The sequence below is a fragment of the Flavobacteriales bacterium genome (genome assembly GCA_020635395.1).
Lineage (GTDB): Bacteria > Bacteroidota > Bacteroidia > NS11-12g > UBA9320 > UBA987.
The window spans coordinates 150,894-167,682 of record JACJZV010000001.1; the positions used below are offsets into that span (position 1 = coordinate 150,894).

17 protein-coding genes are annotated in these 16,789 nt (G+C 38.3%); 12 read left to right on the forward strand and 5 right to left on the reverse strand.

The window, feature by feature from the left end; genetic code table 11:
- Nucleotides 1-71 precede the first annotated feature (71 nt).
- From H6607_00635 to H6607_00675, 9 genes are all read left to right on the forward strand, one after another.
- A complete protein-coding gene (locus tag H6607_00635) occupies nt 72-671 on the forward strand; it encodes a DUF4294 domain-containing protein (GenBank protein MCB9260871.1) in 600 nt (199 codons plus the stop codon).
- A 204-nt stretch (nt 672-875) separates the two neighbouring features.
- Nucleotides 876-1,613, forward strand: a complete 738-nt coding sequence (locus H6607_00640; GenBank protein MCB9260872.1) for a T9SS type A sorting domain-containing protein — start codon at nt 876-878, stop codon at nt 1,611-1,613.
- A gap of 2 nt (nt 1,614-1,615) precedes the next feature.
- Nucleotides 1,616-2,335: a T9SS type A sorting domain-containing protein gene (locus H6607_00645; protein MCB9260873.1), complete on the forward strand. Its 720-nt coding sequence runs from the start codon at nt 1,616-1,618 to the stop codon at nt 2,333-2,335.
- Between the two features lie 48 nt (nt 2,336-2,383).
- Nucleotides 2,384-3,109, forward strand: a complete 726-nt coding sequence (gene bshB1 / locus H6607_00650) for a bacillithiol biosynthesis deacetylase BshB1 (GenBank protein ID MCB9260874.1) — start codon at nt 2,384-2,386, stop codon at nt 3,107-3,109.
- A gap of 95 nt (nt 3,110-3,204) precedes the next feature.
- Nucleotides 3,205-3,969 (forward strand): outer membrane lipoprotein-sorting protein, encoded by a 765-nt coding sequence (locus H6607_00655; GenBank protein MCB9260875.1) that lies wholly within the window; start codon nt 3,205-3,207, stop codon nt 3,967-3,969.
- A gap of 3 nt (nt 3,970-3,972) precedes the next feature.
- Nucleotides 3,973-5,190, forward strand: coding sequence for an ABC transporter permease (locus H6607_00660; GenBank protein ID MCB9260876.1), 1,218 nt, complete (start codon nt 3,973-3,975; stop codon nt 5,188-5,190).
- Nucleotides 5,187-6,401, forward strand: coding sequence for an ABC transporter permease (locus H6607_00665; protein MCB9260877.1), 1,215 nt, complete (start codon nt 5,187-5,189; stop codon nt 6,399-6,401). Before H6607_00660 ends, H6607_00665 begins: the two co-directional genes overlap by 4 nt.
- A 19-nt stretch (nt 6,402-6,420) precedes the next feature.
- The gene (locus H6607_00670; GenBank protein MCB9260878.1) at nt 6,421-7,107 is read left to right on the forward strand and encodes an ABC transporter ATP-binding protein; all 687 of its coding nucleotides are present in this window, start codon (nt 6,421-6,423) and stop codon (nt 7,105-7,107) included.
- Nucleotides 7,108-7,151: 44 nt separating this feature from the next.
- Nucleotides 7,152-7,625, forward strand: coding sequence for a biotin transporter BioY (locus H6607_00675; protein MCB9260879.1), 474 nt, complete (start codon nt 7,152-7,154; stop codon nt 7,623-7,625).
- Here the strand turns inward: H6607_00675 and H6607_00680 are convergent.
- The 5 genes from H6607_00680 to H6607_00700 form a co-directional block, all read right to left on the reverse strand.
- Nucleotides 7,589-7,909: a rhodanese-like domain-containing protein gene (locus tag H6607_00680; GenBank protein MCB9260880.1), complete on the reverse strand. Its 321-nt coding sequence runs from the start codon at nt 7,907-7,909 to the stop codon at nt 7,589-7,591. The two genes, H6607_00675 and H6607_00680, sit on opposite strands and share 37 nt — an antisense overlap.
- 85 nt (nt 7,910-7,994) lie before the next feature.
- Nucleotides 7,995-9,020 (reverse strand): response regulator, encoded by a 1,026-nt coding sequence (locus tag H6607_00685; protein MCB9260881.1) that lies wholly within the window; start codon nt 9,018-9,020, stop codon nt 7,995-7,997.
- Between the two features lie 259 nt (nt 9,021-9,279).
- The gene (locus tag H6607_00690) at nt 9,280-9,855 is read right to left on the reverse strand and encodes a hypothetical protein (GenBank protein MCB9260882.1); all 576 of its coding nucleotides are present in this window, start codon (nt 9,853-9,855) and stop codon (nt 9,280-9,282) included.
- Nucleotides 9,856-10,333: 478 nt separating this feature from the next.
- The gene (locus H6607_00695) at nt 10,334-10,807 is read right to left on the reverse strand and encodes a hypothetical protein (GenBank protein MCB9260883.1); all 474 of its coding nucleotides are present in this window, start codon (nt 10,805-10,807) and stop codon (nt 10,334-10,336) included.
- Nucleotides 10,808-10,972: 165 nt separating this feature from the next.
- Nucleotides 10,973-11,632 carry a hypothetical protein gene (locus H6607_00700; protein ID MCB9260884.1) on the reverse strand — a complete coding sequence of 220 codons (660 nt, stop codon included), beginning with the start codon at nt 11,630-11,632 and terminating at the stop codon, nt 10,973-10,975.
- Between the two features lie 380 nt (nt 11,633-12,012).
- Here H6607_00700 and H6607_00705 point away from each other — a divergent pair, with 380 nt between their 5' ends.
- Genes H6607_00705 through ccoN form a run of 3 tightly spaced genes read left to right on the forward strand, consistent with a single transcriptional unit; the run spans nt 12,013 to nt 16,788 of the window.
- Nucleotides 12,013-14,481 (forward strand): HAD-IC family P-type ATPase, encoded by a 2,469-nt coding sequence (locus H6607_00705; protein ID MCB9260885.1) that lies wholly within the window; start codon nt 12,013-12,015, stop codon nt 14,479-14,481.
- Entirely contained in the window at nt 14,478-14,648 is a 171-nt protein-coding gene (gene ccoS, locus H6607_00710) for a cbb3-type cytochrome oxidase assembly protein CcoS (protein ID MCB9260886.1), read from the forward strand. Before H6607_00705 ends, ccoS begins: the two co-directional genes overlap by 4 nt.
- Nucleotides 14,629-16,788: a cytochrome-c oxidase, cbb3-type subunit I gene (gene ccoN / locus H6607_00715; protein MCB9260887.1), complete on the forward strand. Its 2,160-nt coding sequence runs from the start codon at nt 14,629-14,631 to the stop codon at nt 16,786-16,788. Before ccoS ends, ccoN begins: the two co-directional genes overlap by 20 nt.
- The last annotated feature ends 1 nt before the right edge of the window (nt 16,789 follow it).

A 16,789-nucleotide genomic window follows, 5' to 3' on the forward strand; every position in this document is an offset into this window, starting at 1 on the left:
GGCATATCATTTGAGATAAAAACAACGTTCGTTTGAGCAAAAGATTAGTTTAACTTTTAACGGGTAAAAAGATGAAAAAGAGTATTATTTTAACATTGTTTATCGCTGTTTTCGCAGTAAGTGCATTCTCGCAAAACACCGTGAAGAAAACAGAAAATAAAAAAGATTCATTCGACATTGTTCAAATTTATATTGATTCGGTAACCGGCGATACCATGTTTTATTACAAATTTGAGGAAGTGGTAATAAAGGATTTTCAGACACCCGAGCAACGTGCTGAATATGCCAAGCTTAAACGAAACGTCAAAAAAGTATTGCCTTATGCCAAACTTGCAGCCTTTCGTATTCAACTAATGGAAGACAACTTGGCCATGATAAGCGACCCCAAGGCTAAAGAAAAATACATTAAAGAAACAGAAAAAGCCATAAAAGACGAATTCATGGAAACCATGAAAAACTTCTCTCGTTCGCAAGGTTTGCTGATGATAAAACTCATACACCGAGAAACCGGAAAAACCACCTACGAAATACTAAAAGGCTACCGTGGCAGCACCGAAACATTCTATTGGAGCATGTTTGCCAAAATGTATGGTGCCGATATAAAAATGGAATACGACCCCATTGTCGATTACCAAATCGACTTGATTATTCGGTCGTTGAACATGGAGTAGCAGGGTCATCTTTTTGTCATTTAGCCTTGATGAATTTGCAAAATGACAGAATGGCTCAGAGTTTTGATGTAATAAAAACCATCATTATGAAATCATCAATCTGGGCTTTTTTATTTAATTTTCCATTTATTTCGAACTCAAGGCCCGTCAACAGAACCGGTAAAACAAGGAATAGAAAATGGCCTCATTAAAAATTAAATGAACATGAAAAAGCATATTAAAAGTTTGTGGTTATTGGGGTTCGTTTATCTACCTAGTATGGTTTTTGGTATTCGTGTCGTTGACCTAAAAACAAATCTATTATCACCCCGGACGGATCAATATATTTATTCTCCTGCGGAAGTTACCTTTGAATATAGGGTGTATAATCAAGGTCCAGATACACTTTTCCCAACAGACACTTTTTTTGGTGCGGTTATATACTATGATAGCAGTCGGCCAAGAGCAAAAAATATCTATCAACCAGTAGGAAGAATAATTGTACCTGGCGATTCCATTGATTTTAAAACAGTTCGGTATTTTAATTTACCTCAATCCGACCCAAAATTAATCGCATACGTTTTTGTCAATTGCCGTGGAAATGAACCAGTTAAAGGAGATAATCGCTGGTTAAGTGGGGAGTTTCACAATACGATAGCTGATAATTCGGCGTATGTAAGGCTAAAACACATAGGAAGCAAAAATTTGGGCATTCATACCATAAAGGATGGAGTTCAAATTTACCCTAACCCGAGCAATGGCTTGGTCTATTTTGTGAGTAAAGATATTGAAATTAGGCAGTGCAAATTATTCAATAAATTTGGTGTAGAAGTAGAGGTAAATCAAATTCAAAATGATTCTGGTTGGGTTTTGGATATTTCCAGTTTATCAAGTGACTTGTACTTTATCAAAATCGAAACTAACGAAGGAATCATAGAAAAGAAAATTTTAAAAATAGAATAAACATGAAAACAAGACAAAAACTATTAATGCTGCTGATGCTATTGCAATCGGCAGCATTTGCACAGCGGGTTGTAGATGCCATTCCGGTTATTCTGTCACCACCAGAGGGATATACATTTAGAAGTCCAAGTGTTGAACGAATAAAGGTTGGTATAATCAATTTGGGGACAGACACTATAAAAAATCACGATGGATTTAGCATGAAATTCAAATTTGGAGGAGTGAATCCGTCTCCAAAGTTTGAAACTTTTGGTAGATGGGTTTCTCCTGGTGACACATTTATTTACGAGCAGGATATTAAGGTAAACTGGGTCGGAAACGTTGATAGCAGCCCAATGTGTGCAGAAGTGACAATTTTTAATTGGAACAGAGGGCAATCTGATAGCCTTGTTATAGAAACCGGAAAGGAGAAAGAAAACAACAAAGTTTGCCAAAATACCAATCACCGAGATTCTACGTCAAAGGTTGGAATTTTAGGAGAGGAATTAACAAATCAGATAATATTTCCTAATCCAGTTAACGGTAACTTTATTCACTTTAAAAGAGAAGTTTCGAGTGTAAAGGTGCTTGATTTTCTCGGTAAGGAAGTTATTAATTATCGAGAAGAACTAGGGCTCGGCCTTAACAAGATTGAAATAGCAAATTTGCCAAATGGTGTTTACTTCGTAATGTATCAAATGGGTGTAAAATCATATACTTCCAAAATAATTGTTAATAGATAAACCCCAAAAACACCTCAACAAAAAATGCCGTAGCTTTGTTAACTCACTATGGCAGCAGAAAAACTTGATATTTTAGCCTTTGCGGCTCATCCTGACGATGCAGAATTGGCCTGTAGCGGTACGCTGCTAAAGCACGTTAAACAGGGCAAGAAAGTGGGTGTGGTTGATTTAACTCAAGGAGATTTAGGCACCCGCGGAACGGTAGATATCCGGATGAAGGAAGCAGAAGATTCTGCTAAAATTTTGGGTCTTACGGTTCGGGAAAACCTAAAAATGCCTGATGGTTTTTTTGAAGAAACGAATGAGAATTTGCTCAAAATTATTTCAGCAATAAGAAAATATAAACCAGAAATTGTGTTGGCCAACGCCGTTGAAGACAGACATCCTGACCATGGACGTGGTGGAAAAATTGTGTCGAGAGCCTGTTTTTTAAGCGGATTGAGGAGAATTGAGACCCGAGCAGATGGGGAAATTCAACAACCGTGGAGACCCAAAAATGTGTATCACTACATTCAATTTCGATATATAAAACCTGATTTTGTGGTAGATATTTCCGGCGAGTGGGAGCAAAAGGTGGCAGCAATAAAGGCATTTAAAAGTCAATTCTACAATCCGGAATCGGATGAACCTGCCACACTAATTGCTTCCGAAAATTTTATGCGTTATATAGAAGCAAGGGCTTTAGAAATGGGTTCGGTAGGAGAGGTAAAATATGGAGAAGGTTTTACAGTAGAGCGACCGATTTTGGTCAACGATTTGTTCAATTTGGGGTAAAATATTTTTGACCCCTATCGGTTAACTTTTGTCGATTTAACTTTTATAACCAAAAAATTATTGCAAAACTTTGAAGCAATCAATTGGCAAAAGCAATGAGATTGAGAAGAAAGTATGCAATTGTTTTGAGTGTGGTTGCACTTATTAGCATGGCATTTACACAGGGTACAGAACCCACGGCAGAGGAGATAATAAAAAAAATGGAGGCCAAGTTGACTTCGCCTCAAATGACTGCCCAAATGAAAATAACCACCATTCGCCCTAAAAAAACCAAAACAATGGAGGTAAAAGTGTGGCAAAAAGGCACAACCAATAGTATGACGTTGATTTTGTCTCCCGAACGCGATAAAGGAACGGTTTACCTAAAAAAGGGAAGTGAAATGTGGAACTATTTGCCCAATATAAACAAAACTGTAAAATTGCCGATGTCCATTCTCAGTCAAGGCTTTATGGGGTCTGATATTTCTGGAGAAGAGGTAATGAATGGAAGTGCCTTGTCGAAAGATTTTACCCATAAAAAATTAGGCAAGGACACCATTTCCGGAAAGGCATGCTATAAAATTGAATCGAAACCCAAGCCGGGTTCTTCTATTTTATGGAGCAAAGTAGAAAGCTGGGTAGATGTGAAAGATTATCTATCTATGAAAACCAAGATATATGATGAAGATGGAAAACTGCTCAGCACCATTACCAGCAGCGAGGTAAAAATGCTCGGAGGTAAAATGATTCCGACAAAAATCACGATAGTTCCTTCGGGAAAGACAGGCTATAGCACTATCGTGCAATACATTTCAATGGATGTGACAACCGCCATTCGCGATGATTTTTTCACTGTAGATAACATGAAAAAGGTAAAATAGACCATGATATTTAAACTTGCGTGGCGAAATATCTGGCGAAACAAGAGGCGAACGTTTATTACTGCCGCCATGATTGTTATGGCCGTAATGTTGAGCATTGTTATGCAAAGTGTTCAACGCGGGGTGTACGATAAAAACATCGAAAACCTCGTCAATTTTACCACGGGGTTTATTCAAATTAATGCCATAGGTCATCAAGAGGATATGAGCCTCGAAACCTCGGTGGAAGTTTCGGATGAGTTGATAGAGAAAATTTCAAAAACAGAGGGAGTAAGCAAAGTCTTTCCAAAAATTCAAACAGGTGGTTTGTTGGCCAACGATAGCAACAGCAAACCCGTTATTATACTTGGTTTTGATACGAAATTGGAGAAAGACCAAACCGATTTACCCAAAAAAGTGATTGCCGGAAGCTATTTTTCTGAAAATAGCAACGGAATACTCGTGTCTTCCGGTTTGGCAAGTTTGATGAACATCTATCCGGGAGATAGCCTAATTATCTTATCGCAAGGTTATGAAGAAAGCAGTGCCAACGGAATATTTAAAGTAGAAGGCATTGTAGAATTAGGTTCTCCGGAGTTGAACAAACGTACAGTGTATATGACGTTGCAAACCGCTCAGGAATTGTTTTATTTAGATGGAATGGCCACCAATTTAGCCATTAAGTTAGATAATAACAGAAACTTTCAGTCGGTGGCTGATGAGTTGACTTCAACACTTGATACTGCTGAATACGAGGTGAAAACATGGAAACAGTTGACCCCGGAATTGGCACAATTGGTTGATGGCGACAAAGCCAGTGGGATGTTGGTGATGATGGTATTATACCTCATTATTTCATTTGGTGTATTTGGCACTATATTGATGATGCTTGCCGAACGAAAACGAGAATTTGGAGTAGTTACCTCAATAGGTATGAAAAGAAGCCGATTGGCGTTGGTGGTAGTGCTGGAAAACTTTATCATCTCCATCATGGGAGCCTTTATTGGCTCCGTAATTGCCTGGCCAATTATTGCCGTTTTGAAAGCAAAACCCATCAGCCTGGCAGGCGATATGAAAGAAGCCTACGAAAAACTGGGTTTCGAACCCGTAATAACAGCCGATTTTTATACGGATGCCTTTATTAACAATGCCTCGCAGGTTTTTATAATTGCCATTTTACTCTCCATCTATCCATTGATTAAAATAATGAAAATAAAGCCCATTGAATATTTAAGAGCGTGATTTTACAGATAGCTTGGCGAAATATATGGAGAAATAAAAACCGCAGTTTGGTGGTATTTTTTGCAGTGGTTGTAGCTACAGTTGCTGTTTTGTTTATGATGGCATTTTCATGGGGAATGACTGAAAGCCGTGTGAGGGATATTATTGAAAAAGAAATTGGCCACATTCAAATTGCCGATACCAATTTTGTAGAAAAACAAGAAGCCAAATACACTGTAAACAGCATCAACAAAATAGACAAATTACTAAAAGCCGACAAACGGTTGAAAGTATACTCACGCCGCGTTGCCACAAACGCCATGGCCTCTACTTCACGCAATATGTTTCCGGTGGAGGTGCTTGGGGTAAATAAACAGGAAGAATTGGCGGCACTAAATCTTGATAAAAGTATGGTTGAGGGCAGTTTTTTTTCTGAAACAAACTATACCTCAGCAGTTATTGGAGAAGATTTGGCAGAGGAGCTAAAACTGAAAATCAATGATAGATTTTATCTAAAATTTCAATCTGTAAATGGACAATTGGTAGAAGAATTGGTAAAAATAAGCGGCATTTTTAAAACAAATAATTCAAAATACAACAAAACAACCTTGTTTGTGCCAATAGATAGATTACGTGCAAAATTGGGCATAAACAACGGATACAACCAAGTGATAATGCTTGCCAAAGATGATGGAGATTTAACAAGCATAGTAAATGATTATAAAATCGACTCAGCCAATGCAGTTCGTAGCTGGAAAGAAATTTCTCCGGAAGTAGCCATTGCCATTGATTCATTTGATAAATCGATGATGATAATTGTTTTCATTTTCTTTTTTGCCGTGGCCATGGTGGTGGTAAACATTATGCTAATGGCTGTTTTAGAACGTGTTAGAGAGCTTGGAATGCTGATGGCTGTAGGTATGAACAAATTGCGGGTTTTTGGAATGATTATGCTCGAAACGGTTTTTTTAGCACTCATTGGGTTGCCCGTGGGTATGTTTTTATCCAAGTTATTAATAGACTCTACCGGCAAATCAGGCATAAACCTAACCAAAATGTATGGTGAAGGATTTTCTGCCATGGGGTATGACAGCATTATCTACCCGAGTTTGCCAACAAAAATCTATATAAATTTGGCCATAACCGTTTTAATCATCGTAATGCTGGCGGCCATTTTGCCGGCTTATAGAGCTGTTAGACTTCGTCCGGCAGAAGCCGTTCGACAATTGTAAAATGTGAAAGAGAGGAGAAATGAATGTTATTGAAACCCATAAGTTAAGCAAAGTTTATGCATCAAAATCAGCGGTTGATGTGAATGCATTGAACCAAGTAGATTTGGTAATAGAAAAAGGGGAATTTACAGCCATTGTGGGGCCAAGCGGTAGCGGAAAAACAACGTTGCTCAATATTATTGGCGGCTTGGATCATGCCACGAGCGGAGCTACAAAGGTTGGTGGAACGGATATTAGTCAACTTTCAGACAATCAATTAATTGATTTCAGGTTAAAAAATATTGGTTTTGTTTTTCAGGCCTACAATCTCATTCCGGTACTTTCGGCCAAAGAAAATGTGGAGTTTATCATGCTGATGCAAAAGTTTCCGAAAAAGGAAAGAGAGGATAGAGCAATTGATTTGCTCAAATCTGTGGGTTTAGAAGAACACATAGACAAAAGACCATTACAAATGAGTGGGGGGCAACAGCAACGGGTGGCCGTGGCACGGGCGTTGGCCAGCAAGCCTCAGTTTGTATTGGCCGATGAGCCTACTGCAAATCTCGACTCCAAATCAACCGCCAACTTGCTTGATATTATGGCCAAATTAAACCAAGAGGAGGAAATGACCTTTGTATTCTCTACCCACGACCAACGGGTTATTGACCGAGCACGAAGAGTTATAACCCTTGAAGACGGCAAAATTGTGCATGACGAAAGAAGATAATGTTGAAGCAAAAAGCTATTCAATTTCTTCTCGCTTTTTTATCGATGATTTTGATAGCCCCGTTATCTATTTCGGTTTATGAAATACCCTTTACACTTCAAACCTTAATCATTTTTGCCAACATATTTTTCTTTAGAGAAATAGGCTTTTATGCCGTATTGGCCTATGTGGTGGTTGGTTTTGTTGGGCTTCCTGTTTGGAGCGGCTATCGGTCGGATACCCACATTTTGCACACCGTTTCGGCAGGGTTTGTTATTGGCTTTTTGGTGGTGTCGGCTCTGCTTCTTATTCTTGTTAAAAAAAAACCGGAAATGGTATTTTGGCAAATGGCTTACAGTTTGTGTGCTGCACACATAACACTGCTAATTTTTGCGTTTTGTTATAACGAATTTATGAATTTGCCGCCGCTGGATTTAGAAAAATTGTTCGTCAAATTTGTCCCGGTGGCAATGGTTAAAAGCCTTTTGGCAGCGGGTTTGGTTTATGCAATTAAAAGCTCTTCTATTTTGCCGGAATAATTGAGTATGCCACCAATAAGATGATAAATGGAACTAAAACCCAACTGATCCATCAATTTTACTGCCGACTTGCTGCGAACGCCCAATGTGCAATACACCAAATAAAGTTGAGATTTGTCCAGTTCGTTTATTTTTTCCATCCAATTGCTATCCATCAAATCTAAATGAAGGGCGTTGGGCAACCGAAACTGACTGAATTCATGTTTTGAGCGAACATCGATAATTATGCAATCGGTTGACTTTAAAAAATCAATGCACGAATCGGTATTTAGCTCAATAATCATGAAATACGGAGGTAGCGAAGTAAGGAATAAGGCAGCATAAAACAACTGACGGAAATCAGTTGTGCAACTGATTGTATTCTGATGATTAGTAAGGGGCAGTTTTCAACTTTTGATAGTTTACCACTGTAATTGTAGCCTTATCCACCTCCACCAATCCATCTTTTTTAAACTCCGAAAGCATTCGAATGGCCGATTCTACAGATGTCCCCGCAATTCCGGCCAAAGTTTCTCTTGAAATGGCCATGCTAAAAGGTTTTGAAGGGTCAGATGTATATGTGTCGGCCAAATAAATCAGGGCGTTAGCCACACGTTTTCTAACCGATTCGTATGCCAACTCCACAATTTTGTATTGCTGCACCAACAGGTTGTTGCTCAGCATTTTTATGAATTTTGAGGCTACATCGGTCTCGCTTTCAATCAATTTTTTAAAATCATCGGTTGGGATAAGCAGTACTTTTGAATCTTCCAAAACTTCCGCATTTTCGGTAGTTTCGGTTTGTTGCAATACCGACCAATACCCAAAATAATCGCCGGGTTTTAGCAAGTCCAAGACCATCTCTTTTCCGTCAGAACTTAGTCGGGTAAGCTTTATTTTGCCACTGATTAGCTTGTAAACATTGGTGGCAGTTTCGCCTTCATGGTACACCAATTCTTTGCGGTCGAATATTTTTTCGTAGCTGTTTTCAAAATCAAACGAAACCTGATGTTGAGCAGATGTTGGTTTGGTATTTTGGCTAATAAGTTCATATTTTTTTAAGCGGTTTTCGATTGCCAAAAGCAAATCCGTTTCGTCAAAAGGTTTTACGATATAGTCGTCTGCACCCAAACTCATTCCCTTTCTAATGTCAACTTTTTCTGTTTTTGCAGTTAGAAAAATAAACGGAATACGCATGGTCATTGGATTACGGCTAAGCATGTGAATAACGCCATAACCATCTAAATTGGGCATCATAATATCACACAAAATCAAATCAGGAAGATGCTCCTGAGCCAGAGCCACGCCTTGTTTTCCGTCTTCGGCAGAAATAACATTGTATCCGTCCAATTCCAAAATTTCGGTAAGGTTTTCCCTGATTTCGAGGTTGTCCTCAACTACCAAAATCGTTTTCATATCAAAACTATTTTATGTTACAAAGTTAGCTACACAATCAAATTTTATGATAAATATCAGGATTTTAATTGGATGAGATTGGGCAGGTGGATGTATGACGAACATCAGTTATGGGCCGTTGTGAAATTTGCAAGCAAAAATTTTTAACTTAAACCGTTACGTTACAAGACATGAAGATGGGGATTTTAATAGTAGATCTATGAAATAAAAAAAGACCCCAAATTCTTTTGGGGTCTCTTGCAAAGGTTCTTAAATTAGTTTATTGACCAAATAAATAGAGTAGTTGCAGAGAAAGCATATTTCTAGAATCCTTTGAGTAGGTAATATCAGGTGTATTCCCTTCCTTATTGAGTCCGATGGTGAAAGCTGCTCTAAGTTTAACCAAATTTTGTTGAACCTCAAACTGTGCTCCACCTGAGAGTTGTGGCCCAAGAATTGAGCCAGACCAGTATTCATCAGCCGCAGCACCAAATGCAAAACCAAGTCCGGCAAATCCTCCTGCATCGGTTACATCTCCAAAGAAAAGTTCACCAACAACAGGCAGTTCAAAACCAAGAGAGCCACCAGATCGTGAATTTAGATTAAATCCTAACATAGGGTAAGCAGCAATGTTGAATGCTGTTTTTCGGTTCACATCAAATGATAGAAAAGGGTTGTAAACGAATCCAGGAATTCCTGTGCTTCCTGATTCATCGGCATCAACAAAAGCAGTTTTGTAGGTTTGATGGTAGATAATGGAAGACAAGCCTACACCACCAGCATGATAAAACGACTGTGAAAATCCCTGAAACGAGATTATCAGCATTGCAGACAGAATTAATAATTTTTGTTTCATATTTCATTTTTTACTAACAATACTAATTTCTTAACCTCAGTTATGAAAGGCTATGTCTCCCAACCCTTTGAAATAAACTCCGAAAAGTGATCAGGTTTTTTTTCTGAATTTCATGTTGCTGGGTTCGCACCTAAAAGTTAACCCAAATATGTTAATTGTTAGTTATTGTTTTCCCCATTTTATTTTTCCAAAGTGCAGTTTTTCTTCTACCATCAGCCGTGTGGTTTATATTTGGCGAGGATAATGTCTGCACTAATAACTTGAATGTTTCACTTTGTTTTAAGAACTTCCATGAAACTGAAAGTAAATTATCCCGAAGGGATAACATATCTATAACAACGCTTGAAAATGGATGTGTGCGACCCCGAAGGGGTCGAATGTACAACTGCCAATTTTTCTATAAACATTTGAATCCTTCGGATTCGGTTTTAGTTGCGATCCTCCGCACTCCCAAAAGACGTTGGTAGAGGTAATATTATTATAATGTTTGATTTTCTATTTCATTTAGAATTTGGTTTATTTTTACCACGAGCAAATTGAACTTTTTAGCGGTATTTAAACCCGTATTCCAATTGGGGATAAACACAAAATCCCCATCTTGTTTAAACTTCTGGGTTTTTAGAACACGTTTAAGGTTTGTGTGGTTGTTCAGTATGGGTTTGTTCGATAAATCAATTTTGAGTAAGAATTTTACCTTCGACTCGCCCTTTACCTCTACAATTAGCTCAATTGGATAACCATTTAGAGTGCCTTTTACTATTCGCTCATCCTCTATTTTAAATCCTAATTCTTTAAAACATTCTTGGTTCTCATATCTATGAATTAAATCGGATTTAACTTTTTTGTTTACCCAAGATTGAAGAAGGTTGAGTCCGGTATATAAAACTCCAACCCCAATCCCGTATAAAATAGATTCCCAAAAGGAATTGTTAATGAGGAATAGTAATATCATAAAAGCCGAAATAATTGCAATTGAATGCAAAATTTTCTTTGGGGATTTTCTCCTAGCTAACACTATAAGGTTATCAACGTTTCATATCAGGGCATGTTGAAGATTTATTATCAACAAGACAATCTGTTTTTTCTTTGTTATACCAGCAAAAGAAAATGACTTTCGTCACTTATAGTGCAATTTGAATTTTTCGAATGTGCTCTGTCCTGGAATGTTTAAAGTCATTATATAATACCCATCTTCTTTAGACAATACTTGATAGACAATTTTATCACCCTTGATGCTAAAGTTCGATCTCGACTCATTATTGCTTTCAACAAAAACCAATTCAAACTCGGTTTCGTTTATCCAATTATAAGTCAAATTAGAAAATGTTTTGTTCGTAAATGAATCTACCCAATTCCCATTTTGCATCTTTACAAAGGTTGTGTCTCCGGCCACTTCAAAATAATAAAATTCATTTCGTTCTTTAAACTTCATTAGATCCTCTGCGGAAATTTTAGATTTAGGCTTTTCCGTTATTCTAACAACTCCTTCCTTTGGAGGTTCTATTTTGTCTAAAATATTTCTAAACTCAACGCAATTACGTTGAAGTCTAAAATAGACTTGTTGACCAATTTTTTCAGTTTTTGATGGTTCGATTGTGGATAGATACGGGAAAAGTTGATTTTGGTATAGAACATTCATTTTGACCGTATCATTTTTGATTCTTAAATTTTTTAGGTAGTCACACATTACGTTTGAGACTGAATCTATCTCTTCGATTGTTTGAGAAAAGGCAGCATTAAAAAGGCTGATGAACAGAATTATGAATAGGTTTTTCATTTTAAGTAAATTAAAGGTGTAGGACGAAAAAAAAATCTTAAATCTTTTGGGTGCTTTTTATAGTCAACAGTTTCGGAGTATAAAGTTGATTTGACGAACATCAGAATAAAACCAATTAAACCAGCCAAAACAAATTCTAAAAGCCAATTTTGAAAGTGACTTTCTAATTTTACAACGGATAGAGTGACTAATTTTTTCAATGTCCAAAATAATTAGAAGAGGATATTATAAACTCAAAAATACTAATAAATCGACAAAAAAAATTGGCTGCATAAAAATTTAAACTTGGGTCGTAGTAAAACAAAAAACGCAAAAGTCAACCTATATTATGATAATCGTCAGTTTTTGTATATTGCCCCCGCTCAACCTTTGCACACTTTATGAAGCCTACCACTTCACATATTAAAAACAACACCAATGACGTGATTTGCGTTTACTGCCACGCCGTTTGCCTGCCAAACGATTTAGTGGTAAAAAACGAAAAACCGTTTTGCTGTCATGGGTGTGCCACACTCTATGAAGTGGTATCTACCAACGGAGAGGGTTTTTTAGACCAAGAAATTTCGATTGAATACAAGCAATTTGATTTGCCTGAAGTTTTCAATCAGTTGGTTGATTTTCAGACGGACGAAATATATAAAATTGAGGTAAATACTCCGGCCATTCACTGCTCATCGTGCGTGAGTTTGTTGGAAGATTTGCCAGAGATAAATCCGCTGATTCATCGTGCCAATGTAAATTTTGAAGAGCGAAAATTGACGGTGGTGGCCGATAAAAAGTTTCCGCTATCTGGGTTGGCCATGTTGCTCAGCAAGTTGGGGTATCCACCCCAGTTTGATGTATCAAAAAAAGCGGCTTTAAAACAAAAAGAACAACAAAAAGTATTGCTCCGCAAGTTGGCAGTGGCTGGTTTTGCATTTGGCAACATTATGATGTTCAGCATGCCCCATTATTTTGGGTTAAAGGTGGGGAGTGACAGTTTTTTTGAAGGTATTTTTAAATATTTCAATGTTGCGTTGTCAATTTTGGTGTTGTTTTATCCGGCACAGGATTATTTAAAGACTGCCTATCAATCACTAAAAGTTAGAAAAAATCATATTGATATACCTATTGCCATTGGCATTTTGGCTATTTGGGGTTGGAGCATGTTCGAGATTTTTACTAATAAAGGTTTTGGCTATCTCGACTCGTTGGCAGGGCTTATTTTCTTTTTGTTGATTGGCAAATGGTATCAATCAAAAATGTATGCAAAAATCAGTTTTGAACGAAATTTGACTGATTTTCTGCCCATTTCTGTTCGCAAAAAACACAACGAAAATGTGCTTTGGCAGCGTGTTGACGAGTTGCATCCTGGCGATGTGGTGGTGGTTAAAAACGGCGAAATTATTCCGGTAAACGGAAATGTGGTATCAGGCAAAGCATTGGTTGATTATAGCTTTGTTACCGGAGAATCTATTGCCGAAAAGGTGGGTATGAATAAACCCATATACATTGGAGGCAAGCAAACCGCTGGAGTCATTGAAATACAAATTACCGAACGTCAGGATTTGAGTAAAATTTGGGCTGCTTGGAAAACTCCAAAAACCAAAAACCACGAAGAAGTTCACTGGACATCGGTGGTGAGTAAATATTTTACTCCTGCGGTATTGATTATTGCCCTTTCCGCTTTGGTGGTTTGGTTTTTTATTGATGCTCAAAAGGCATTGTTTGTGTTCAGTTCGGTGCTTATAGTGGCTTGCCCATGTGCATTGGCCTTAAGTTCTCCGTTCACTTTTGGCAGCATCAGCCGTGTGTTGGGCAAACGGTTTTTCTATTTAAAAAATGCCAATATTGTCGAAAAACTTGCGGGCATCAATCACATTGTTTTTGATAAAACCGGAACATTGACCGATGCAGATAGCGTGAGTGTTTCGGCACTAATTTATAAACTAAATGAGCACGAAGAGAGCATTTTAAAATCGGTTGTTTCTCAATCAACTCATCCACTCAGCCAACTAATTTTTGGAAAATTAAAAGATGCAGAAATTCAAGAAATTGATTCGTTTGAAGAAATAGACGGGCTGGGTATTTTGGCCAATGTGAATGGTATTTCGGTAAAATTGGGTTCTCAATTGTTCATAACTGGCCAACAGGCACAAAATGAAACATCAGTTTTTGTTGAAATGAACGGGGAAGTCAAAGCCAAATTTGTTTTTGCGAATAAATACAGAAAAGGACTTGCGGAATTGCTCGGCAAATTGGGCGAGAATTATAAATTATCTGTACTCTCTGGCGATAACGATGGCGAAGCCGAAAACCTTAAAAAATTGTATCCAAATTTTGAGGTTATCAGTTTTTACAACACACCCGAAAGCAAAAAACAATTTATAGATAAATGCCATGCCAACGGTGATAAAACATTGATGATTGGCGATGGCCTGAACGATCAGGTGGCACTAAACCACAGTGATGTTGGATTGGCGGTGGCTCATAACATAAACGGATTTTATCCGAGCAGTGATGGTATTTTGTTGCCATCCGGTTTTGACCAATTAGCCGAACTTTTACAATTGGCTAAATATTCAAAAAATATATTGAAAACAAGTTTAGCATTTTCTGTTTTTTACAATTTGTTGGGAATAGCCTTTGCGGTTACAGGGGTTCTTACCCCGGTTGTGGCGGCCATACTCATGCCGCTCAGCTCAGTATCTGTGGTAGGTTTGGTAACCGCTTTGGTTTCCCTCAAAAGTAAGAATTTAAACATGAGACAGGAAATGTTAGAGGAGGTGAGTGTCAACACAACAGTCTCATCCCGATTGCAATCGGGACTATCATCTAATGTTTCGGGTCTAAAATCAATCACAAAATGAAAGTGTTAATATTACTCATATCGGCAAGTTTGTTTATGGCATTACTTTTTTTAGCTTTGTTTTTTAAAGCTTTAAAGGCAGGACAATTTGACGACTTAGAATCGCCATCTTTTAGAATTTTAAACGAAAAACAAAAAACTGGTTATAATGCAAAAGGAAAAGTTTAGTTACGACAACGCGATTGTTAGAAACTTTGCAATCGCAACAATGGTTTGGGGTTTGGTCGGCATGTTGGTCGGCCTGTTAATTGCGTTTCAATTATTTGAACCGGCCGCAAACTTTGGCACACCCTACACAACGTTTGGCCGTATTAGGCCCTTACACACCAATGCAATTATTTTTGCATTTGTGGGTAATGCCATTTTTATGGGCGTTTATTACTCACTTCAAAGGCTGTTAAAAGCCCGTATGTTTAGCGACACGCTTAGCCGCATTCACTTTTGGGGATGGCAGCTCATTATTGTGTCGGCGGCCTTAACACTTCCATTCGGTATTACCACTTCAAAAGAGTATGCTGAGTTGGAATGGCCTATCGACATTGCTATTACGTTGATTTGGGTAGTGTTTGGTTGGAACATGATTGGCACCATCTTTAAACGACGTGAAAAACACATGTATGTGGCCATTTGGTTCTATTTGGCAACCTTCCTCACAGTGGCGTTGTTGCACGTGGTAAACTCATTCGAGCTACCCGTTACTTTCTTAAAAAGTTATAGTTGGTATGCCGGTGTGCAAGATGCCTTAGTACAATGGTGGTATGGACACAATGCGGTGGCATTTTTCTTAACCACGCCATTTTTAGGTTTGATGTATTACTATATGCCAAAATTGGCAGATAGACCGATTTATTCTTACAAGTTGTCTATCCTTCACTTTTGGTCGTTAATTTTCTTATACATCTGGGCAGGTCCTCACCACTTGTTATACTCTTCGTTGCCCGATTGGGCTCAAACATTGGGTGTTGTTTTCTCTGTAATGCTTATTGCTCCAAGCTGGGGAGGTATGCTTAACGGATTGCTAACGCTACGTGGTGCTTGGGATAAAGTGCGGGATGATGCCCGATTGAAATTTATGGTGGTTGGTTTGACAGGTTATGGTATGGCTACTTTTGAAGGCCCTATGCTTTCGTTGAAAAACGTAAACGCTATTGCCCACTTTACCGACTGGATTGTGGCACACGTGCACGTTGGAGCCTTGGCATGGAATGGTTTCTTAACCTTTGCCATTCTCTACTATTTAATTCCAAAAATATTCAACACCAAATTGTATTCTAAAAAAATGGTATCAACCCACTTTTGGTTGGGTACATTGGGTATAGCGTTTTATGCCATCCCAATGTATATCGCCGGATTTACTCAAGGTATGATGTGGAAACAAGTGGCAGAAGGCGGCGAGATGCTAAAATATGGCGAATTTTTGCAAACAACAACCGAGATATTGCCCATGCACATGCTGCGGGCAGTAGGCGGATTGCTATATTTTACAGGAGCTATTATGATGGTTTACAACCTTGCTAAAACCATGAAATCAGGTAGTTTGATTGCCAACGAAGAAGCGGAGGCTTACCCATTGGTACAAGAAGAACCAGGTATGATTACGGCAAGCTACTGGCACAGATGGATTGAAAAAAGACCAACCCAATTTATTGTTATGTCCTTTATAGCCGTTGCCATTGGTGGTGCGGTAGAGTTTTTGCCAACATTCTTAGTTGAATCGAATATCAAGAAAATAGAGTCGGTAACACCATACACGGCATTGGAGCTCGAAGGCAGGGATATATACATACGGGAAGGATGTAATGCCTGCCACAGCCAATTGGTTCGACCGTTTAGGTCAGAAACTATGCGGTATGGAGAATATGCAAAAGCCGGCGAAAACGTTTATGATCACCCATTTTTGTGGGGTTCAAAACGTACCGGACCCGATTTGTCTCGTGGTGGTGTAAAAGGAGCAACCACCTATAAAGATGCAGTTTGGCACTACCAACACATGAGAGACCCACGTGAAACCTCACCTGGATCTATCATGCCTAATTATAAGTGGCTCTTAACAAATAAAATAAATACAGCCAACACGGTGGCAAAAATTAAAGCCATGCGAACCTTAGGCGTAGATTATGAGGAGGGCTATGAAAATGAGGCTTTGGAAGACCTTGCCGCACAAGCTGGTGCAGTTCGTCAAGAAATAATGGGTAAAGACGAAAATGCAGAGGTGGTAGAAAATGCTGAAGTATTGGCTCTGATAGCATATTTGCACAAATTAGGAAGAGATATTTCGGTAATGGACGAAACAGCACAAGCCAAATAGT